Source organism: Anaerobacillus sp. ABA4_114 (genome assembly GCF_056159065.1).
Genome location: NZ_JBSWUM010000001.1, coordinates 3,901,365 through 3,922,767, shown reverse-complemented (window position 1 = coordinate 3,922,767; position 21,403 = coordinate 3,901,365). Strand labels below are relative to the sequence as shown.

Here is a 21,403-nt window from a genome sequence, read left to right as displayed (position 1 = left end):
GGTTGATAGAATGAATCCATAGTTTTAGCGAGAATAAGAGTCACCTTCGTATATCCCTGGGAATATGGCCCAGAAGTCTCTACCGGATCACCGTAAATGATCTGACTATGAAGGCAGATATTCCTAGTTAAAGCCAGGATTCTGCCTTTGTACCATGGCAGAGTTCTGGCTTTTTTTATAGTACAGGGCAATTTTTTTATTAGAGTAGTTAAAGCTAGACGAGACAAAACTACTGAAGACTAAATAGAAGTGAGGGAATTAGATGTTAGAAGAACAGGAATCCATTATTGTACTCGACTTTGGAGGACAGTACAATCAGCTAATCGCAAGACGTATTCGTGACCTCGGTGTATTCAGTGAATTACATCCAAACACCATTACTGCTGAAGAGGTAAAGAAGATCAATCCAAAAGGGATCATTTTCTCCGGCGGTCCAAACAGTGTGTATGGTGAAGGAGCACCTCGCTGTGATGAAGAAATTTTTGAGCTTGGCATTCCGGTTCTTGGCATTTGTTATGGTATGCAGCTTATGACGCACCATTTTGGTGGAAGCGTAGAAGCAGCGAAACACCGTGAATACGGGAAAGCGATGCTCGACATCACGCACCAATCGCCTTTATATGATGGCCTTCCAGAAAAGCAATCCGTATGGATGAGTCATGGTGATCTTGTAAAAGCACCACCAGAAGGATTCGATGTCGCAGCAACGAACCCATCTTGTCCTGTCGCTGCAATGAGCGATTCTTCTCGTCACCTTTATGGGGTACAGTTCCATCCAGAAGTTCGTCACACGGAGCATGGGAACGAACTATTGAAGAACTTTGTTTACAAAGTGTGTGAATGTGAAGGAAACTGGTCGATGGAAAACTTCATCGATGAACAGATCGAGACGATCCGCGAATCTGTTGGCGACAAAAAAGTTCTTTGCGCACTAAGTGGTGGCGTAGATTCTTCAGTCGTTGCGGCCCTCGTTCATAAAGCGATCGGTGACCAGCTAACGTGTATGTTCGTCGATCATGGTCTTCTTCGTAAAAACGAAGCGGATAGTGTGATGAAGACGTTCGGAGAAGGATTCGAAATGAATCTGATCAAGATCGATGCTTCTGACCGCTTCCTATCTAAGCTTAAGGGCGTAACAGATCCAGAGAAGAAGCGTAAGATCATCGGGAACGAATTTATTTACGTGTTTGAAGAAGAATCTGAGAAGCTTGAGAATATGTCTTTCCTTGCACAAGGTACGCTATACACGGATATCGTTGAAAGTGGAACAGCAACGGCACAGACGATTAAATCCCACCATAACGTAGGTGGTCTCCCAGAAGATATGAAGCTCGACTTGATCGAACCGTTAAACATGCTATTTAAGGATGAAGTTCGTAAAGTGGGTACAGAGCTTGGCCTGCCGGATGAAATCGTGTGGAGACAGCCGTTCCCAGGACCAGGTCTTGGTATCCGCGTAATCGGTGAAGTAACAGAAGAAAAGCTGAAGGTCGTCCGTGAATCTGATGCGATTCTTCGTGAAGAAATCAAAAAAGCCGGCCTTGATCGTGAAATCTGGCAGTACTTCACCGCGCTTCCTGACTTCCGTAGTGTCGGCGTCATGGGTGATGCGAGAACATATGACTACACAGTTGGCGTACGTGCCGTAACATCGATCGATGGCATGACATCCGATTGGGCGCGCATTCCGTTCGAGGTTCTTGAAATCATTTCAACTCGTATTGTGAATGAAGTCGACCACGTAAACCGCGTAGTGTATGATATTACGTCCAAGCCGCCTGCTACAATCGAGTGGGAGTAAACACGAACGAAAGATAAATAAATATTGAAAATGTTCGTATTTACTGTTGACGCGTAAAGTTGTAATTGATATACTGCAAAAGTAAATAAAAGAACGACAATCCATCGTATAACATCGGGAATAAGGCCCGAAAGTCTCTACCAGGTTACCGTAAATAACCTGACTACGAAGGAAACAGTGAGAGAAGTGAACCGTTTGGCTCTTGAAGCATAACGGTTTGCGATCTTTCTTTTCCTATTAGTCCGCTCCGGGTAGAGAACCCGGAGCTTTTTTTATTTTTACGACGGATGTTGAAATAAGGGGGAAGTAAGATGGAGCGATTTTTTCGCTTTCAAGAGCACAACACAACGTACAAAAAGGAATCGATTGCCGGTTTAACAACCTTTCTTTCGATGGCATACATTCTGTTTGTTAACCCATCTATCCTAGCGGATGCTGGAATGGATCAAGGAGCCGTTTTCGCAGCGACGGCGTTAGCTGCTTCACTCGGTACGCTGATCATGGGTCTCCTCGCTGGCTATCCAATTGCATTAGCACCTGGAATGGGATTGAACGCATTCTTCACCTATTCCGTTGTAACGGTAATGGGAGTACCTTGGGAAACGGCACTTGCAGGTGTTTTAGTTTCAGGACTTATTTTTATCATCATTACGATTTTTAAAATTCGAGAAATGATTATCAACGCTATCCCGATGGAATTAAAATACGCAGCAGCGAGCGGGATCGGACTATTTATCGCGTTTATCGGACTGAAGAGTGCAGGAATCGTTGAGAATAACGATTCAACGCTCGTTCAGTTAGGAAATCTGTTATCTGGTTCAACGCTACTAGCGGTATTCGGCCTTATCATCACGGTCATCCTCATGGTTCGAAACGTAAACGGCGGAATCTTTTACGGAATGGTGATCACAGCGATCGTAGGAATGATCTTTAATCAGGTACCAGTTCCGGATAGTGTCGTAGGAAGTATTCCGAGTCTTGAGCCAACGTTTGGTGTAGCACTTGGTCATCTTGGTGACTTGGTATCGATCGACATGCTAGTTGTTGTTCTTACATTCTTGTTCGTCGATTTTTTCGATACAGCTGGAACATTGATCGCAGTTGCGACGCAAGCAGGAATTATGAAAGACAATAAGCTTCCTCGTGCAGGAAAAGCGTTGTTCGCTGATTCATCTGCAACGGTACTTGGTGCTGTACTAGGAACATCAACGACAACAGCATACATCGAGTCTTCATCAGGTGTAGCAGCAGGTGGACGAACTGGTTTCACTTCGGTCGTAACGGCTGGACTGTTTCTTCTCGCATTATTCTTCTCACCATTATTAGCTGTTGTAACACCCGCCGTTACGGCTCCTGTTCTAATTATCGTAGGGGTTCTAATGGTCAGTGTTCTTGGTAAAATCGAGTGGAATCGTTTTGAAATCGCTGTGCCAGCATTCTTAACGATCATCGCAATGCCGTTGACGTACAGTATCGCAACTGGAATTGCACTCGGATTCGTTATGTATCCAATCACCATGCTAGTAAAAGGTGAAGGAAAGAACATCCATCCGATCATGTATGTGTTGTTCTTTGTGTTCGTTGCGTATTTTGCATTCTTAGCATAGATTAAGAGTTTAATAGAAAACAGACAGCAAACCGCTGTCTGTTTTTTTTTATATTTATTTTCCAATATTTAGGGTTAAGGTGTTCTTTCTCTTGGGTATAAAGTTATAAAAACTTTGGATCGATCAGAGCATTATCGGTGACTTTTTTCGTCTTTTTCTGGAAAATCCATTTTATGGTCGATTCGCACACAAAATTTTACACTTTTATGCGAATATAGCAATGTGAAAAAAATTAGGAGTAGGGAGATTATATGAAAATCGTACTTGATGAATCACTAGGGCTTCAATCACTCCAAAGCGATAACATACGTATGAAACCGATCAATATTAAGGGTGCTGATGGTTTAGAAAACTTTCTCGAAAAGGATGATGCAAAATTCCTACGATCAAAGAAGGTTCCGATTGCCAATTGGCAGCTAGAAGAAGAGATTTCTTACTTCATCGATCGATTCCCATCAGGTAGTCGGATCATTTATTTCTATGATCCTCATGTCCAACCAGCGGATGAACTTAGTAAGTTATCAAACTGGCTCATGAATGAAAGGTCTGTGATCACGATTCCAGCTCCCGATAACCGAGCGCTGCTCTACATGCTCGTTGAAAAGGTGCAAGCTTTAACCAATCCAACGAAACAGGAAGTTCTGCGTTGGGTTGAGTGGCAGGTTCGATCTGTATCGGGAACGGTCATCTCTCAAAAACCAGCCGTTTTCTCGAATGGAAGGATGCTTCGTACATATCGAGCACCGAAGAAAGACATCTACAAACGAGCTGTTTGGAAAAACGAAGCACTAACTGTAGAAGAATCTGGGAGTCTATCAGGATTATTAGAAGCCGCCTCTACTTCGGCTGACTCAGAGTATTGGGTTGTGAAAAAAGGAGTGTCTGACTCACTGAGAGCAGACCATGAGATCGAGATCGCGAAGCCCCATCTTCCAGTTAACATTCCATTTATTCATATCGCTCGTATTCCTATTACGAATCGTTGGGGTGAATCAAATGATTGATGCAAAAAGAAAAGCACTTATCTTTCTTACACTTGCTTTTATACTTGCCGTCGTCGCGGCTGGCTTTATTTTAAACCAAATTCGAATGGCTCAAGAGTCGCTCGGTGAAACGGTGAAAGTCGCAGCGGCAGGATCTGATATCCGTTCCTATACCTCTCTTGAGGAAAGTGATATCGAGTGGGTCGAGATGCCGAGAAGCAGTCAGGTATCCTCATTCATACAGGATGAGAAGGACCTAGAAGAAGCCATTGCGGTCGTGAACTTAAACGATGGCGATATCCTTACAAAAAACGTCGTGAGGAAGAAGCTGGATATCCCTGCTGAGAATCGGGTAGTGTGGTTGAATCCAACGTCTAATGTCGTGATCGACCAAGCGATCACAGAAGGTGATCTTGTTGATGTGTATTCCGTTATGGAAACAAAAAGCGGTGTAACAACTGAGCGCTTGCTTGAAACGGTTCCAGTCGTTCAACAAGAAGAGCTTCAGACGGATAACGATGATGAATCGTTTGGTCCTGCAATCAGAGTATCGCTGGACCTAGAACAGGCTGAAAAGCTGATACATGCTCAAAATGCTGCCAAACAGATCCGTATTCTTCGTGTGAATCAAATTGCAGCTGAAGCTGAACAAGCGAAGAAGGAAGCTGAAGCAAAGAAAGCGGCGGCTGAGAAGAAGAAGGAAGAAGAAGCGAAAGCAAAAGAAGCTGCTGAAAAGAAAAAAGAAGCTGAGAAAAAAGCAGCCGAGGATGATGCTGATGAGGAGTAAAGCGGGGTGGATGAGATGAGTTCGTCGTATAAGTCATTAATTTTATCTAAGAAAGAAGATGTTATTGAATCGGTGAAAAGAGAGCTTTTAGAAAGCGGAGTCGATGTTGTGACTCAGGAAGAATGGAAACCTTCTTTCTCTGAAACCTTTCAATTTTACTTTGTAGATAGTGATGAGCTTGAGGCTCTACAAGCCATTACGGTCCCTACTTCAAGTTTTGTAATCGGAATTACAGAAGATCGTTCATTTGATGAAGGTAGACGGTGGGTGAAGGCTGGTGCCTATGACGTAATGGTCTTCCCTGATGAGATCGATCGTTTGAGTCAACTAATTGTCGATATTCAGCAAAGCCTTGAATTAACGGAGCAATCGTTCAATCGCGATTCTGGGAACGGCATCGTTCATGCCTTTTATAGTGCAAAGGGTGGCAGCGGCACGACGTTACTATCGATCTTAACTGCTCAGTCACTTCGCATTCACCATGATAAGCGCGTTATTCTCATCGATTTAAACGCGCAGTTTGGCGGAGTTGAACCAGCACTTGGGCTTGAATTTTCAAGGTCGTATTATGATTTACAGCCTGTCCTTCAAGAGCTCTCGTTACACCACATCGAGAACGTATCAATCAGAGATGAACGGACGGGTATCGATGTGTTAACAGGGCCCGCAAATCCAGCTAAGGCAGAAGAGATTAACGAAGAGTTAATCACGAAGGTGATTCGAACGTGCCGAGCTCACTATGATCATGTGATTCTAGATGTGCCTTCAGCGATCAGCACGATTAGTTTTACAGGGTTATCAGAGTCGACGGCGATCCATTATATTCTGACCCCGGATAGCCTGGGGCTTCGGGCTTTTAAAAATGCGATGGATCTATTCGAGCGTTTCCAATTGAGTGGACGCAATCATCCTGTGTCATTGCTTTTAAATCGAACGCATCCAAAAGGTGAGCTAGCGGAAAAAGATATCGCGAGGCTTCTTTCAAAAGAAGTGACTGCTTCGGTTCGTTCAGATTACTTCGGCTTACAACCGGTTCTGAATATGGGAGAGCCATTTTATAAAAAGAAAAATGATCGAGGGCAGTCGAAAGCAACGAAGGATATGAAGCTCTTTGTTGACAAAGTGCTGATGTAGAGGAGGTGAGTGTATGTCTTGGTTACAACGAGCATCGAATCAAAGTACGCCTCGGTCGAAAGAGTGGGAAGTGACGAACAGCCCTGAAGAAAAATGGGTGAGGCACTACAAAAATCGTTTGATCAAGGAAGCGAATCTTGAAAGTATTACGACCCTTCCCCCAACTGAACGAAAACAAACGATCGAGCGACTCGTAAAGCAGATGATCGATGAAGAGAAAGTAATCATTCCTAGTCAGGAAATGGAGAGGATCATTCAACAGATCATCAACGAATCCGTAGGGTATGGACCTCTAGAAGCATTGCTTCAGGATGATGGCATAACCGAGATCATGGTGAACGGTGCGAACGAAGTGTACATCGAACGCGGCGGAAAAATGCAGGAGACAGATATTCAGTTTAAAGATGATCAGCATATCCGCCATATCATTGACCGTATCATTGCCCCGCTCGGAAGACGGATCGATGAAAGTTCCCCGATGGTAGATGCGAGACTTCCAGATGGAAGCCGTGTGAACGCGGTCATCCCGCCCATTTCACTTGATGGTCCATCGATTTCGATTCGTAAATTTAACAAAACGCCGTTCACTCTTGAAGACCTTCAGAGTTTTGGGACGTTTACGGATGAAATGGGGCGATTTCTTCAAGCGGCGGTACAGGCAAAGACGAACATCCTCGTATCAGGAGGAACAGGCAGCGGGAAGACGACGTTACTCAACGTTCTCTCTGATTCGATCCCGCTCGGGGAACGAGTCGTAACGATCGAGGATATGGCAGAACTTCGCTTTTCGTATGAAAACCTTGTTCGGCTAGAGGCGAGGCCTCCTAACATGGAAGGCAAGGGTGAAGTCACCATCCGCCAGCTTGTAAAGAATGCTCTGCGCATGCGTCCTGATCGCATTATCGTTGGGGAGGTTCGTGGTTCTGAAGCGATCGATATGCTTCAGGCTATGAATACCGGACACGAAGGATCTCTTACAACCGTCCACGCGAACTCGCCTAAAGATGCACTTGGTCGTTTGGAGGCTATGGTTGTCATGTCTGGTCTACCGATAACTGTTGAGATCATTCGTGGTTATTTCGTTGGTGCTCTCGACTTGATCGTGCAAACGTCAAGACAGCCCGATGGTGGACGTAAGGTTGTGAGTATCGCAGAAATTACTGAAGGTGATGGAGAGATCGAAATACATGACATCTTCCGCTACGTACGCGAAGGCGTTACTGCAGATGGCAAGGTGAAAGGGCACTTTGAAGCGACTGGATATAAACCAAAACTAGTCAATCGTTTTAGAGCATATGGTGTTGAACTATCCGATTCGCTGTTCCTTGAGGGGGCGATCGTATGACAATCGCTCTCCTAGCGCTTACCGCTGCGTTTCTTTCATTCTTCCTATTTATCTATTACGTGATGGAAAGCCGCCGAGCGAAGCAGTCAGTAAAGAAGATCGATGAATGGTTTGAAACAGGTGAACAGAACAGAAAGAGTTTCGTAATTCTAATCGGTGATAAATATGATGAATCGGAATTGTCTCGAGATTTGGAAAAGAAGCTTGTTCAAGCGAATATTCGCTTGAAGCCGTCGGAGTATATGGGGATCTATTTACTTACTCTTGCCGTGATATGGTTCGTGGGGTTTTTCTTACTAGGTTTACTTCCGCTTATCGCGCTGTTGATCGCCTACTTCTCGGTATGGATCGGGTCGAGACTCTTATTAAACGCGAGGCAAGATAAATTGAACGAAAGCTTCAACAAGCAGCTTCCTGAAATATGCAGGATGATGTCAAATTCGATTAAAGCTGGTCAAACGATTCCTCAAGGGATCGAAATGGTAGGTTCAGAGGTGTCAGAACCAGCGGGTCCTCAGTTTAGAATAATGGATCAGCAAATAAAGCTTGGAGACGACGTTGAAGAAGTGATGGGACGTTTTCGTGAGAGGTATTCAAGTAAAGAAATCTCAATCTTCGTTAGTACGATCTTGATTCAACGACGCGTTGGGGGGAACCTCGCTGAAGTGCTAGATTTAATGGCTGGAACGATCGAAGAAAGAGGACGCGTACAAAAAGAAATCCAAACCGCAACAGCGGAGTCGCGTTCGATTGCGTACATCCTTGTGATCATGCCTTTCATGATGGCGATCATGATGAACTTGTTCATCGAAGGCTTTCTAAACGTTCTATTCACCACATGGGGGCTGCTTCTTTTCGCGATATTTTCACTCATTATGTTCGCGGCTTTCATTCTGATTAAACGGATTTCAAGGATAAGGGTGTAACCTATGAGTTCATTACTAAGTGTATATGCCGGCTTCTTATTTACTGCCATTCTATTCATTTTACTCATCGGATTTATTTATATCTATTTGTATATCAGCAAGAAACATAAGCTAGTTGATCAACTGAAGGTAGAGGAATCTGTTCGACAGAGGCGAGTGAGTTTCAGGCGAAAAATGAGTGACCGCCTCATAAAAGCAGCTGAATATGCAGGACCTACAGGTGTTAAATACGCGTTTTTCTCAGATCGAGAGAAGGATGAAAACCAGCTGATCCAGGCAGGGAACCCGATGGGGCTCCGGCTAGAGAGCTTTTATGGTCTCAGGTTTTTCCTAGGACTGTGCGGGATCGTCGCTGGAATGCTTTACCTTCTTCTAGGACTGCCGCTTGCTTTTGCGATGTTTCTACTTTTGCCGCTCGGGGGCTATTTAGGGCCGAATCTATGGCTATTATTAAAAGCTCGTGAGCGACAAGAAACGATCAGTATGATGATGCCGGACTTTCTCGATACCGTCAGCGTTACGCTTCAGGCAGGTGTTGGGTTAGATGGCGCGCTCCATCAAGTGACAAGGCAGTTCGATGGACCGCTGAGCGAAGAGATCGAACGATTTAATCGAGAAATTGATCTCGGTGTTCCGAGGAAAACAGCTTATGAAAATCTAATCAATCGAAATTCATCTAGAGAGCTAGAGATGCTTGTGAACTCTCTTATCCAGGGATCTACTCTAGGTGTCCCTGTTTCTAAAACATTTGCCATTCAAGCGGATGACCTTCGCGCGACCAGAAGCTTTAAAGCGAAGGAAAAAGCAGCGAAGGCAAGTCCTCAAATTACGTTAGTCACAACATTTTTCGTATTGCCGGGTGTGTTCATCTTGATCATTGGATTGCTTGCTCTGAACGTGATTTACAACCCTGGCGCATTTGGTCTTGATACCTTCTTCAATTAGAAGGTTCAAATAAAAACTAATTACCTAAAAGGAGAGATTATGATGTTAAACAAACTCGTAATAAAGTCTAAGGAAACGATGAATCAGTACGTAAACAATGAAGAAGGTGCACAGGCTCTTGAGTGGGTAGCACTAGGACTAGTCGTGTTAGCAGTAATGGCAGCTGTTGCTACAGCTGTAGATGGTAATGGAGATGGAATTGCATCTGCTATCGTTGATCGTATCGCTCAAATGATCAGTGACATTTAATTCGCGATGAGAAAGCTTACTTCTTACCTAAAAAATGAGAAAGGGTCACAAACGATTGAATTTTTAGCTGTATTCCCGCTTGTGATCGTAGCATTTATGATCATCTGGCAGATGGCGCTCGTTGCTTATGCGGTTGTTGTCACAGAGTCAGCTGCCAGAGATGGTGCGAGAGCGGCATCGGTAGGTGGGAATGCACAACAAGTAGCGGAACGATCAGCAGGCGGTTTACAGATTCAATCCGTCAGTTCAGTTGAATCGGGAGAGGACGTTACCGTAACGGTCGTTTCAAGAATACCGACCGTTTCGATCCCTCTCGTTGGTCAGATTGAACTGGATTTTGATGCAGATGCGACGATGCCGATGGAAGAGGATGACGACGAAGGAAGTTTGCCATGACAACATTACGTTCTTACCTGAAAAATGAACAAGGCAACAGCATGCTGCTGATCATGGTAGGCTTACTCGTCGTTTCCATTTTTATCAGCTTCGCTTTCTTTGATTTCTTTAATGTGTTCATCTCAAAACGCGTCAGCCAAACGAGTGCGGACTCGGCGGTACTAGCCGCAGCAAAAGAGGCGAAGAACTCTTATGACAAAGAACTTCGTGAGGAACTCGAAGAGCGGTTAGAAGAACTTGAAGAACGTTTCTCAAGTGAAGAATTAACAGATGACGAGATTGGGAACTGGCTTGAAGATGAAATTGAAGGCAGCGATGATTCGTATCGGTCAACAGTTGAAAAATGGCTTAAAGAAGGTGACAGTGTTGACCTGGATGCGAATGAACTGCTGCTCTTTTTATATGAAGAAGACGAAATTAGCGAGATCGCATGCGACGCTGTAAGAGGAAACATGTCTGATATCAAAGACGCCGCCAATCGCTATGCGAAGAAAAACGGTGCTGATCGAAATGTCAGGGTTGAATTTGATGAGGAAACGTTCAGCATTTTTGTAGAATCAGAACGCAAAGGTTCATACGTGACGGTCGAAGATTCGCAGTTCGACGGCATCAAAGCAGATGCCTCTGCTGGAATCGGTACACCGGTGGGGATCGATATAACATGTAAATAAGTTGAGGGGAGAGGGTGCAGAGTGGCGTTTAAACGACTGATATCGTTCGTAATTCTTCTCTTCATGCTTGCTACGAGTGTATCTCCCGTCGCTTTAGCCGAGGTTGGGGAACTCGACTATAACAATGATAACCTCAACAAAACGGAAAGTGATGGAGATGCCACTGGTAATGATGGTAAGAAAGATAGTCATTGGTGGGAAGAAATCGGGAACGGTATCGGAGACGCTTTTAATAAAGGAAGAGAGTTTCTAGCCCCACTTATCGATACGGTCAGGGATATGGGGGATGTCATTGCTGGCGGCTGGGATAGGTTCACTGATTGGTCGAGTGATACGTGGAATGACTTCAGTAACTGGTCACAAGACACGTGGTCGTCCTTCACAGATTGGTCGGCGAACACATGGGATTCATTTACGGACTGGTCAGCGAACACGTGGGACGCTTTCGTCGATGGCACGGTCAATACATGGAACGCTTTTACAAACTTCACATCGAATGTCTGGGATGCGACGCCAAACTGGGTAAAATCAACCTTGAGCTTTGTAGGCGTTGGCGCCGGAATCGTGGGTGCTGTCGCTCTTGGCGTAATCAGCGCACCAGTTGCGATCGCAGCTGGAATTGGAGCGGGCATCGCCGGTGGCGCGTATTATCTTATGAATCGAAACAGCGACTATAGTTTTCTAGGCTCACTTGGCTGGACAGCTGGAGGTGCCCTGCTTGGTGGGATTGGACAGGCTACTGGGGCGTTGGCTGCTGCTGGGAGAGGGTTGTTGAGTTTAGGTAGAGCTGGATGGTCTTGGTCTAAAGGGAAACTGTCTGTGTTAAAGAGTAATATTGTTTCGTGGTCTGGAGCAGCTTGGTCTACTGTTAGAACAGCATATAGTGCAACTGGTACACTCGCAAGGGTATATGAAGGGGCTGCAATTGGTTCTGGTGTGAGTCTTTCTCTCTCAGTTGTAGATAGCATAATATCTGGAGAATTCTCCATCCAAAGCTTAATAGTAGACACAATTTCGGGTGGCATAATGGGAGGAGTATTGGCACCTGCAGGAATTCTTGCTGGAGGATTAATTAGTGCTGGAAAGTATGGTCAGTTTATAGGATTGGGTATACCTTTATCCGGGATAGGCGGTTTGGAGAATTATGTAGTGGAAGGAATAAAAGGGGATTGGTCCTTTGTAGATAATTTTACTGCTGGCGTAATGGCTACAGGTGTTGGATATAGCATTCTTTCACAAGTTTCAAAGAAAATATTTAGTAGTAATATTGCGAGGGAATTATTAGACAACCCATCATCAACTAGCTTTTACGAAGAGTTTACAACCAAGTATGGTGAAAGCGAAGTGAAAAAATTCTTTAAAGATCTATTTGAAACAGATAGGGTTGGAAAGGATCACGCTCCAAAGAGTACTGAGATTAATACACCTCAAAAGAATAATTTTGACGTAAATAAAATAAACAACCTAGAAGATGTTTTATCCCCAGAATCTAAAGATACTATTGATACACAATCAAAAAATAACAATCACTATCTTGAGAACTATGGAGAATTGAATGATATTAATCAAAAAGAATCTGAAATCCCAACTCGTCAATCAATAAAATAAACAAATAGCTAAGGAGATGGGAATAATGAAGTGGAACACGATTTCAAAGCTTTCCAAGTTTTTATGGATAGGCGGCATCTTATTTATGTTCATTTATGGAGCCGTATTTATAGAGGATGGAAAGGTAGATGCGACTGACAAAACGGTAATGATTGGTGTAGTGGCAGTTATGTTTTTTGTGGTGGTAGTATCTAGTATAAACCTTACTAGTGATGGTGGTAAGAAGATAACAAAGAAGAGTGTGATTGCAGCAATAATCTTTTTGATTATTTTTACCTTATATCGAATGTCAGTTCAATTATAGTTATACAATGAAATGTTCATTGGTTAATCTATACTGCAAGGAGTCTTGGTACAAAAATAGTTATTGGGGTCTTAGGTGAAAGGTATATGAAAAAAGTATGGGGTTATATTGAAGCAATTGCAGCAATTATTGTTCTTAGCAGTACACTAGGAATAGTATTCTCAATAGGTGAACCACAAGGTGGGGGTGTTTACACTTTGGATGAACGCCCGCCGTGGTTAATTTATGCAGTGGTTAGTGTGGGGTGTTTAGCATTATTAGGTGTTTTTGCTCATGTGAGTAGAAAAAATTCAGATGATAATATTTCAGTACGTCTTATAAAAACTATTTTAATGGTCCTTTTCTTCGTAGGCGTCTTAGCATTATTTAATATGATTAGATAGATTTCAAAAGAGTAACTATCATACAAGTGATATTGAGGTTATAGGAGTGAAAATTTGAGAAGTGGAAAAACTATCCATAGCTTCTAAAGTTCTGTTCATAGTGATGCTGGTAATAGTTTATATATACTCTCAATTGTTTATAAAAAATGGGAAGTTAGACTTTAATGATAGAATCTTTTTGCTGATGGTGATTGGTGTATTTGTTTTTGTAGGAGTTATATCAAGTATTAACCTCACTTCACACCATGGAAGAAATATCACTTTTCGTACTGTTATCAGCGGTATTGTAATATTTTTGCTCTTCATTATGTATCGAGCAGCAGTGGAGTTTTTATAAATAAGATTATGCTGATCGATTGATCTCAACAACTTCACAGTTAAGCCGATAAATCTTTGCTGATCTCCCAATCATCTTTAATTATGGAGTGAGAAGTCTGTCATTTCTGGAATTAATTTAACAAGTGAAAATGGGAAAAAGATAAAATCCAAATCTGTAGTAAGTGCAATAATATTGCTCGTAACCTTCCAAGTTTATAGGGTCATAGTAGAATTCTAGTTATATATAATTCCTTAGGATATTTGGTTATTTATACTAAGGTTGAAGTTAAATGAATAAGGTGTGGGGTTTTATAGAAGTAGTAAATAATATTAAATTATGAAATTCTCAAGTTTTCATTCTAAGAGATGGGTGATTTGAATAGCACAACGGCAAGTTGGAGGTTTTTGAACTGAAGTGGAAAAAAGCATCTAAACTTTCTAATGTACTCTGGATTATTTCTATGATATTTATTTTTGTATATCCACTGATGTTTATGAAGGATGGTATTGTCGACTCAAATGATAGGAAGGTCTTCATCATTGTTTTAATTATTATGGCATTTGTAGGTGTTGTTTCTAGTATAAACCTAACTAGTGACGGAGGTAAGAAGATAACAAAGAAGAGTGTGATTGCAGCAATAATCTTTTTGATTTTTTTCACCTTATACCGAATGTCAGTGCAGTTATAGATAAACCCTTAAATAGAATATAGGTGAATGTTAATTGAATAAGGTGTGGGGTGTCATTGAGTCAGTGTGTGTAATAATCATCTTGGGAATCACAGCTGGACTAGTATTTTCATTGGGAGAATCACAGGGTGGCGGTGTCTATAAAATGACGGAACGTCCGCCTTGGTTGATATATGCTGTAATTGGTCTTGGAACAACAATAGTTGTTGGTGTCTTTGCCCATATTAGTAGAAGAGCCGAGGGCGTTAGTATGAAAGTGCGCATACTTCAAACTGCATTGCTTGTTTTATTTTTTGCTGGTGCAATAGCTCTTGTTAATACGTTTAGGTGATAAGAGGAAGAGTGTGGAAGGTTTTTAGATTAGCTGTAGAGTTTTTATAAGAAATAGCAGTTGGTCACATCAAATCAATTTTCCTTGCAGGTATTGTCACCGTGTTAAGTATGTTTAGGTAAAAGTTATTTTTAAAGATAGCTCGTTTATTAACATTATAGGAGGTGCTTACATTTGAAGATATATTCTGTTTTTCTAATTGGGTTAGTTTGTCTACTACTAGCAGCTTGCTCTAATAACGAAGAAAGTGCTAGTCAAAATAATAAAGATAATAAACAAGAGGAACAGCAGCAGGAAGAGAAAGCAGACTTTCCTGAAGCTGCAACAGATGCACAGAGTATTGTAAAAGGAAGTCCAGGATCATTAATCAAAAGTGGTAGTGGTAAACAATCCATTAATCCCGATGACATTTTAAAGGAAATCCCTTCTTCTGCTGATGCGGAGACGGCATATAACGGGTTAGTCTCTATGCTTCATGCCGATTACAGTGAGGTTCACGCGGCGTATGAGGATTATAATCCTGAATTTGCAAGTCTTACATCTGAGGAAGAAAAGATTGATGAAGAGAATGTTGTGATTTTATTGGATTCTAGTGGGAGTATGGCAGGGCAAGTAAGCGGAGGAACGAAGATGGATCTCGCAAAGGATGCTTTAAAGCGATTTTCTAGTAACTTACCGGAAGACGCGAATATACTCTTGAGAGCTTACGGTCACAAAGGGAGTAATGATGATAGCGATAAGGAACTCTCTTGTAGTAGTAATGAAGTCTTTTATGATTTGGATACATATGATGAAAACACGTTCAACGAAGCTTTGGGTCAATTCAAACCTACAGGATGGACTCCACTAGGGGATGCGATTAGCTCTGTTCAGTCTGATTTAAAAGGGAAAACTGGAGAACGTGTGAAAAACACAGTTTATATAGTGAGTGATGGTGTGGAAACCTGTGATGGAGACCCTGTGAGTGAAGCGGAAAAGCTTCATCAATCTGATTTAGAGGTAACGGTAAACATCATCGGATTCAATGTAGATACTGAAGGTCGTAGACAGCTTGAAGATGCGGCAGAAGCAGGCGGTGGAGTTTACAAGACTGTTAATTCAAAAGTTGAGCTAAATAACACTCTCAATCAATTATTGAACGATGCCCATAAATCAATTCAAGCAGACCTTGCATCAGCGAAGGCTGATATTGCAGTAAACAAAGAGCATCTTCAAAAGAATAAAGAGGTAGACGAAATCAGAGCAACCTTTAATGATATCGTTCAAACGGAAGAAGACCTATTATATAAAGCAGCTCAAGAGTTGTACTTTGAAGAAAAGATTACAAAGGAAGAAGTAGAGCTCCTCAAAGAGAAAATTACTCAGCGTTCAGATACGCTTCTCGACTATAGCGAGAAAAAGCATGATGAGTTGAGTGAGTCAATAAAGGTAGAGAAAGAGAAAATGTTCGATAAGATCGACGAGAAAACAGCGAGTTAAACAAACGTTTGATTGAATAAGAGAGACCGTACAAGCCAGAGCCGATTTGCTCTGGCTCTTTTTTTTAAAAAGAATATCAATCTATGTATTGACCCACTCTATTTTAGCTGATATAGTAGTAAACGTTGTTGCAAAGACAACATCACTTAATTAAAAAAAGGGATTGACACTACTCCGGTAGTCATGTATTATTAATCACGTTGCTTCTAACGGAGCAAACAGATTGTAATAACAATCTCAAAAAAGTTGTTGACAATGACTTAGACGAAATGTTATATTAGTTGAGTCGCTGAAAACGACAAACGAAAGAAACAATTGATCTTTGAAAACTGAACGAAACGCCATGCAAGAAATTGTTTCTACGGAAACAACATTGTTTTAAAGCTAGATTGAACTTTTCTATCGGAGAGTTTGATCCTGGCTCAGGACGAACGCTGGCGGCGTGCCTAATACATGCAAGTCGAGCGGAGAAATGGGAGCTTGCTCCCATTTCTCAGCGGCGGACGGGTGAGTAACACGTGGGCAACCTGCCCTACAGACTGGGATAACTCCGGGAAACCGGAGCTAATACCGGGTAATACGTAGCATCGCATGATGCAACGTTGAAAGTTGGCCTCTGGCTAACACTGTAGGATGGGCCCGCGGCGCATTAGCTAGTTGGTAAGGTAACGGCTTACCAAGGCCACGATGCGTAGCCGACCTGAGAGGGTGATCGGCCACACTGGGACTGAGACACGGCCCAGACTCCTACGGGAGGCAGCAGTAGGGAATCTTCCGCAATGGACGAAAGTCTGACGGAGCAACGCCGCGTGAGTGACGAAGGCCTTCGGGTCGTAAAGCTCTGTTGTTAGGGAAGAACAAGTACCGTTCGAATAGGGCGGTACCTTGACGGTACCTAACCAGAAAGCCACGGCTAACTACGTGCCAGCAGCCGCGGTAATACGTAGGTGGCAAGCGTTGTCCGGAATTATTGGGCGTAAAGCGCGCGCAGGCGGTCTCTTAAGTCTGATGTGAAAGCCCACGGCTCAACCGTGGAGGGCCATTGGAAACTGGGGGACTTGAGTGCAGAAGAGGAGAGTGGAATTCCACGTGTAGCGGTGAAATGCGTAGATATGTGGAGGAACACCAGTGGCGAAGGCGGCTCTCTGGTCTGTAACTGACGCTGAGGCGCGAAAGCGTGGGGAGCAAACAGGATTAGATACCCTGGTAGTCCACGCCGTAAACGATGAGTGCTAGGTGTTGGGGGGTTCCACCCTCAGTGCTGAAGTTAACACATTAAGCACTCCGCCTGGGGAGTACGACCGCAAGGTTGAAACTCAAAGGAATTGACGGGGGCCCGCACAAGCAGTGGAGCATGTGGTTTAATTCGAAGCAACGCGAAGAACCTTACCAGGTCTTGACATCCTCTGCCACTCCTAGAGATAGGACGTTCCCCTTCGGGGGACAGAGTGACAGGTGGTGCATGGTTGTCGTCAGCTCGTGTCGTGAGATGTTGGGTTAAGTCCCGCAACGAGCGCAACCCTTGATCTTAGTTGCCAGCATTCAGTTGGGCACTCTAAGGTGACTGCCGGTGACAAACCGGAGGAAGGTGGGGACGACGTCAAATCATCATGCCCCTTATGACCTGGGCTACACACGTGCTACAATGGACGGTACAAAGGGCAGCGACACCGCGAGGTGAAGCGAATCCCATAAAGCCGTTCTCAGTTCGGATTGCAGGCTGCAACTCGCCTGCATGAAGCCGGAATTGCTAGTAATCGCGGATCAGCATGCCGCGGTGAATACGTTCCCGGGCCTTGTACACACCGCCCGTCACACCACGAGAGTTTGTAACACCCGAAGTCGGTGAGGTAACCTTTTGGAGCCAGCCGCCGAAGGTGGGACAAATGATTGGGGTGAAGTCGTAACAAGGTAGCCGTATCGGAAGGTGCGGCTGGATCACCTCCTTTCTATGGAGAATTACGAGGCAACATTGGTTGCCGAACTTGCATGAGCGTTTCGTTCAGTTTTGAAAGAGCAATAGTTCTTTCATGAAAAGGTTTGTTTTGATGAAGAGCAAGTCTCTTCTAAGAAACACCTCCGGCTAATGGCTATGTCGGAGTATTTACCTTTCTTTTGTGGGCCTGTAGCTCAGCTGGTTAGAGCGCACGCCTGATAAGCGTGAGGTCGGTGGTTCGAGTCCACTCAGGCCCACCATAAAAGAATTTCTGGGGCCTTAGCTCAGCTGGGAGAGCGCCTGCCTTGCACGCAGGAGGTCAGCGGTTCGATCCCGCTAGGCTCCACCATTTATTTCTTCTATATAAAAGAAGGAATATGTTCCTTGAAAACTAGATAGCACAAACAACGACATCCAATAATTATTATTTTTTGCGTTATAACTTAGTTAGTCACATCTAACGATGTGCACCGATGACGTTAGAACTTCGTTTCTAACAACATCTAAGGTTAAGCTACTAAGGGCGCACGGTGGATGCCTTGGCACTAGAAGCCGATGAAGGACGGGACGAACACCGATATGCTTCGGGGAGCAGTAAGTACGCTTTGATCCGGAGATTTCCGAATGGGGGAACCCACCATCCGTAATGGGATGGTATTTACTTCTGAATACATAGGAAGTAAAAGGCATACCCGGGGAACTGAAACATCTCAGTACCCGGAGGAAGAGAAAGCAATCGCGATTTCCTGAGTAGCGGCGAGCGAAACGGAAACAGCCCAAACCAGAGGGCTTGCCCTCTGGGGTTGTAGGACGTCTCATTGGAGTTACAAAGGCACGGATAGACGAAGCGACCTGGAAAGGTCCATCAGAGAAGGTAACAATCCTGTAGTCAAAATCCGCTGCCCTCCGAGACGGATCCTGAGTACGGCGGGACACGTGAAACCCCGTCGGAATCCGGGAGGACCATCTCCCAAGGCTAAATACTCTCTAGTGACCGATAGTGAACCAGTACCGTGAGGGAAAGGTGAAAAGCACCCCGGAAGGGGAGTGAAAGAGAACCTGAAACCGTGTGCCTACAACTAGTTGGAGCCCGTTAATGGGTGACAGCGTGCCTTTTGTAGAATGAACCGGCGAGTTACGATCCCGTGCAAGGTTAAGCCGAGAAGGCGGAGCCGCAGCGAAAGCGAGTCTGAATAGGGCGAAGGAGTACGTGGTCGTAGACCCGAAACCGGGTGATCTACCCATGTCCAGGGTGAAGTTCAGGTAACACTGAATGGAGGCCCGAACCCACGCATGTTGAAAAATGCGGGGATGAGGTGTGGGTAGCGGTGAAATGCCAATCGAACCCGGAGATAGCTGGTTCTCTCCGAAATAGCTTTAGGGCTAGCCTCGCGGCAAGAATCTTGGAGGTAGAGCACTGATTGGACTAGGGGTCCCTACCGGATTACCGAATCCAGTCAAACTCCGAATGCCAACGATTTATCCGCGGGAGTCAGACTGCGAGTGATAAGATCCGTAGTCGAGAGGGAAACAGCCCAGACCACCAGCTAAGGTCCCAAAGTATACGTTAAGTGGAAAAGGATGTGGCGTTGCTTAGACAACCAGGATGTTGGCTTAGAAGCAGCCATCATTTAAAGAGTGCGTAATAGCTCACTGGTCGAGTGACGCTGCGCCGAAAATGTACCGGGGCTAAACGTATCACCGAAGCTGTGGATTGTCTTACGACAATGGTAGGAGAGCGTTCTAAGGGCTGCGAAGTCAGACCGAAAGGACTGGTGGAGCGCTTAGAAGTGAGAATGCCGGTATGAGTAGCGAAAGACAAGTGAGAATCTTGTCCGTCGAAAGCCCAAGGTTTCCTGAGGAAGGCTCGTCCGCTCAGGGTTAGTCGGGACCTAAGCCGAGGCCGAAAGGCGTAGGCGATGGATAACAGGTTGATATTCCTGTACCACCTCCTTTCCGTTTGAACGACGGGGGGACGCAGAAAGATAGGGAGAGCGCGCTGCTGGACATGCGCGTCCAAGCGATTAGGCTGGTGAATAGGCAAATCCGTTCACCGTGAAGGCTGAGTCGTGATGGCGAGGGAATTTAAGTACCGAAGTCCCTGATTCTACACTGCCAAGAAAAGCCTCTAGTGAGGAAAGAGGTGCCCGTACCGCAAACCGACACAGGTAGGCGAGGAGAGAATCCTAAGACGATCGGGAGAACTCTCGTTAAGGAACTCGGCAAAATGACCCCGTAACTTCGGGAGAAGGGGTGCTTCCTCGGGTGAATAGCCCAGGGGAGCCGCAGTGAAAAGATCCAAGCGACTGTTTAGCAAAAACACAGGTCTCTGCCAAGCCGCAAGGCGATGTATAGGGGCTGACACCTGCCCGGTGCTGGAAGGTTAAGAGGAGGGGTTATCCCTTACGGGAGAAGCTCTGAATCGAAGCCCCAGTAAACGGCGGCCGTAACTATAACGGTCCTAAGGTAGCGAAATTCCTTGTCGGGTAAGTTCCGACCCGCACGAAAGGTGCAACGACTTGGATACTGTCTCAACGAGAGACCCGGTGAAATTATAGTACCTGTGAAGATGCAGGTTACCCGCGACAGGACGGAAAGACCCCATGGAGCTTTACTGTAGCCTGATATTGGATTTTGGTACAGCTTGTACAGGATAGGTAGGAGCCATAGAAGCCGGACCGCTAGGTTCGGTGGAGGCGTCGGTGGGATACTACCCTGGCTGTACTGACATTCTAACCCAGCACCGTGATCCGGTGCGGAGACAGTGTCAGGTGGGCAGTTTGACTGGGGCGGTCGCCTCCTAAAGAGTAACGGAGGCGCCCAAAGGTTCCCTCAGAATGGTTGGAAATCATTCGCAGAGTGTAAAGGCACAAGGGAGCTTGACTGCGAGACCTACAAGTCGAGCAGGGACGAAAGTCGGGCTTAGTGATCCGGTGGTTCCGCATGGAAGGGCCATCGCTCAACGGATAAAAGCTACCCTGGGGATAACAGGCTTATCTCCCCCAAGAGTCCACATCGACGGGGAGGTTTGGCACCTCGATGTCGGCTCATCGCATCCTGGGGCTGAAGTAGGTCCCAAGGGTTGGGCTGTTCGCCCATTAAAGCGGTACGCGAGCTGGGTTCAGAACGTCGTGAGACAGTTCGGTCCCTATCCGTCGCGGGCGCAGGAAATTTGAGAGGAGCTGTCCTTAGTACGAGAGGACCGGGATGGACACACCGCTGGTGTACCAGTTGTTCCGCCAGGAGCATAGCTGGGTAGCTACGTGTGGAAGGGATAAGTGCTGAAAGCATCTAAGCATGAAGCCCCCCTCGAGATGAGATTTCCCACAGCGTCAAGCTGGTAAGATCCCTCAGAGATGATGAGGTTGATAGGTTCGGGGTGGAAGCGTGGCGACACGTGGAGCTGACGAATACTAATCGATCGAGGGCTTAACCTAAAACATATTGGAATACGTTGCGAGTGCTATCTAGTTTTCAGGGAATGAAAAGAAGTTCGACTAAGTTCCACCAC

The 21,403-nt window shown here is 44.8% G+C and carries 16 protein-coding genes, 2 tRNA genes, 2 rRNA genes and 2 riboswitches; all 20 genes read left to right on the top strand.

The genetic code is table 11. The annotated features are described in order from the left end of the window. Positions 1–26 precede the first annotated feature (26 nt). A riboswitch (purine riboswitch) is annotated at positions 27–128 on the top strand. A 134-nt stretch (positions 129–262) separates the two neighbouring features. The 20 genes from guaA to ACXAEY_RS20195 all read left to right on the top strand — a co-directional run bounded on the left by guaA (position 263) and on the right by ACXAEY_RS20195 (position 21,329). Continuing rightward, positions 263–1,801, top strand: coding sequence for a glutamine-hydrolyzing GMP synthase (gene guaA, locus ACXAEY_RS20290; protein ID WP_270182990.1), 1,539 nt, complete (start codon positions 263–265; stop codon positions 1,799–1,801). 84 nt (positions 1,802–1,885) lie between these two features. After that, positions 1,886–1,987, top strand: a riboswitch (purine riboswitch). Positions 1,988–2,112: 125 nt separating this feature from the next. After that, positions 2,113–3,408: an NCS2 family permease gene (locus ACXAEY_RS20285; RefSeq protein ID WP_474814510.1), complete on the top strand. Its 1,296-nt coding sequence runs from the start codon at positions 2,113–2,115 to the stop codon at positions 3,406–3,408. Positions 3,409–3,659: 251 nt separating this feature from the next. Next, the gene (locus ACXAEY_RS20280) at positions 3,660–4,412 is read left to right on the top strand and encodes a hypothetical protein (RefSeq protein ID WP_474814508.1); all 753 of its coding nucleotides are present in this window, start codon (positions 3,660–3,662) and stop codon (positions 4,410–4,412) included. Beyond that, the gene (locus ACXAEY_RS20275) at positions 4,405–5,178 is read left to right on the top strand and encodes a CpaB family protein (RefSeq protein ID WP_474814506.1); all 774 of its coding nucleotides are present in this window, start codon (positions 4,405–4,407) and stop codon (positions 5,176–5,178) included. The genes ACXAEY_RS20280 and ACXAEY_RS20275 overlap by 8 nt, the downstream gene beginning before the upstream one ends. A gap of 15 nt (positions 5,179–5,193) precedes the next feature. Then, the gene (locus ACXAEY_RS20270) at positions 5,194–6,312 is read left to right on the top strand and encodes a CpaE/TadZ family protein (RefSeq protein WP_270183004.1); all 1,119 of its coding nucleotides are present in this window, start codon (positions 5,194–5,196) and stop codon (positions 6,310–6,312) included. Positions 6,313–6,325: 13 nt separating this feature from the next. Next, on the top strand, positions 6,326–7,657 hold the full coding sequence (locus ACXAEY_RS20265) for a CpaF family protein (RefSeq protein WP_474814504.1): 1,332 nt from the start codon (positions 6,326–6,328) through the stop codon (positions 7,655–7,657). Further along, positions 7,654–8,583, top strand: a complete 930-nt coding sequence (locus ACXAEY_RS20260; RefSeq protein WP_474814501.1) for a type II secretion system F family protein — start codon at positions 7,654–7,656, stop codon at positions 8,581–8,583. Before ACXAEY_RS20265 ends, ACXAEY_RS20260 begins: the two co-directional genes overlap by 4 nt. 3 nt (positions 8,584–8,586) lie before the next feature. Beyond that, the gene (locus tag ACXAEY_RS20255) at positions 8,587–9,528 is read left to right on the top strand and encodes a type II secretion system F family protein (protein ID WP_270182996.1); all 942 of its coding nucleotides are present in this window, start codon (positions 8,587–8,589) and stop codon (positions 9,526–9,528) included. Positions 9,529–9,570: 42 nt separating this feature from the next. Next, positions 9,571–9,777 (top strand): hypothetical protein, encoded by a 207-nt coding sequence (locus tag ACXAEY_RS20250; protein ID WP_474814499.1) that lies wholly within the window; start codon positions 9,571–9,573, stop codon positions 9,775–9,777. Positions 9,778–9,783: 6 nt separating this feature from the next. After that, entirely contained in the window at positions 9,784–10,173 is a 390-nt protein-coding gene (locus ACXAEY_RS20245; protein ID WP_270182998.1) for a TadE/TadG family type IV pilus assembly protein, read from the top strand. Beyond that, the gene (locus ACXAEY_RS20240) at positions 10,170–10,844 is read left to right on the top strand and encodes a pilus assembly protein TadG-related protein (RefSeq protein WP_474814498.1); all 675 of its coding nucleotides are present in this window, start codon (positions 10,170–10,172) and stop codon (positions 10,842–10,844) included. The genes ACXAEY_RS20245 and ACXAEY_RS20240 overlap by 4 nt, the downstream gene beginning before the upstream one ends. Before the next feature lie 21 nt (positions 10,845–10,865). After that, positions 10,866–12,452 carry a hypothetical protein gene (locus ACXAEY_RS20235; RefSeq protein WP_474814497.1) on the top strand — a complete coding sequence of 529 codons (1,587 nt, stop codon included), beginning with the start codon at positions 10,866–10,868 and terminating at the stop codon, positions 12,450–12,452. A 25-nt stretch (positions 12,453–12,477) separates the two neighbouring features. Next, positions 12,478–12,756 carry a hypothetical protein gene (locus tag ACXAEY_RS20230; protein WP_474814496.1) on the top strand — a complete coding sequence of 93 codons (279 nt, stop codon included), beginning with the start codon at positions 12,478–12,480 and terminating at the stop codon, positions 12,754–12,756. Positions 12,757–12,842: 86 nt separating this feature from the next. Further along, on the top strand, positions 12,843–13,139 hold the full coding sequence (locus ACXAEY_RS20225; protein WP_474814494.1) for a hypothetical protein: 297 nt from the start codon (positions 12,843–12,845) through the stop codon (positions 13,137–13,139). 1,041 nt (positions 13,140–14,180) lie between these two features. Then, positions 14,181–14,477 (top strand): hypothetical protein, encoded by a 297-nt coding sequence (locus tag ACXAEY_RS20220; protein WP_474814492.1) that lies wholly within the window; start codon positions 14,181–14,183, stop codon positions 14,475–14,477. Positions 14,478–14,651: 174 nt separating this feature from the next. Next, positions 14,652–15,956, top strand: coding sequence for a VWA domain-containing protein (locus tag ACXAEY_RS20215; RefSeq protein WP_474814490.1), 1,305 nt, complete (start codon positions 14,652–14,654; stop codon positions 15,954–15,956). Between the two features lie 399 nt (positions 15,957–16,355). Then, positions 16,356–17,905, top strand: a 16S ribosomal RNA gene (locus tag ACXAEY_RS20210). 170 nt (positions 17,906–18,075) lie between these two features. Beyond that, positions 18,076–18,152 (top strand) — tRNA-Ile (locus ACXAEY_RS20205). A 13-nt stretch (positions 18,153–18,165) separates the two neighbouring features. Further along, positions 18,166–18,241, top strand: a tRNA-Ala gene (locus ACXAEY_RS20200). A gap of 158 nt (positions 18,242–18,399) precedes the next feature. Continuing rightward, a 23S ribosomal RNA gene (locus ACXAEY_RS20195) occupies positions 18,400–21,329 on the top strand. The 16S and 23S rRNA genes sit together here with 2 tRNA genes alongside, the layout of an rRNA operon. Positions 21,330–21,403: the final 74 nt, after the last annotated feature.

Coding starts and splice junctions, on each gene's coding strand:
- guaA (WP_270182990.1), top strand. CDS start 263: ATGTTAGAAGAACAGGAATCCATTATTGTACTCGACTTTGGAGGACAG.
- ACXAEY_RS20285 (WP_474814510.1), top strand. CDS start 2,113: ATGGAGCGATTTTTTCGCTTTCAAGAGCACAACACAACGTACAAAAAG.
- ACXAEY_RS20280 (WP_474814508.1), top strand. CDS start 3,660: ATGAAAATCGTACTTGATGAATCACTAGGGCTTCAATCACTCCAAAGC.
- ACXAEY_RS20275 (WP_474814506.1), top strand. CDS start 4,405: ATGATTGATGCAAAAAGAAAAGCACTTATCTTTCTTACACTTGCTTTT.
- ACXAEY_RS20270 (WP_270183004.1), top strand. CDS start 5,194: ATGAGTTCGTCGTATAAGTCATTAATTTTATCTAAGAAAGAAGATGTT.
- ACXAEY_RS20265 (WP_474814504.1), top strand. CDS start 6,326: ATGTCTTGGTTACAACGAGCATCGAATCAAAGTACGCCTCGGTCGAAA.
- ACXAEY_RS20260 (WP_474814501.1), top strand. CDS start 7,654: ATGACAATCGCTCTCCTAGCGCTTACCGCTGCGTTTCTTTCATTCTTC.
- ACXAEY_RS20255 (WP_270182996.1), top strand. CDS start 8,587: ATGAGTTCATTACTAAGTGTATATGCCGGCTTCTTATTTACTGCCATT.
- ACXAEY_RS20250 (WP_474814499.1), top strand. CDS start 9,571: ATGTTAAACAAACTCGTAATAAAGTCTAAGGAAACGATGAATCAGTAC.
- ACXAEY_RS20245 (WP_270182998.1), top strand. CDS start 9,784: ATGAGAAAGCTTACTTCTTACCTAAAAAATGAGAAAGGGTCACAAACG.
- ACXAEY_RS20240 (WP_474814498.1), top strand. CDS start 10,170: ATGACAACATTACGTTCTTACCTGAAAAATGAACAAGGCAACAGCATG.
- ACXAEY_RS20230 (WP_474814496.1), top strand. CDS start 12,478: ATGAAGTGGAACACGATTTCAAAGCTTTCCAAGTTTTTATGGATAGGC.
- ACXAEY_RS20225 (WP_474814494.1), top strand. CDS start 12,843: ATGAAAAAAGTATGGGGTTATATTGAAGCAATTGCAGCAATTATTGTT.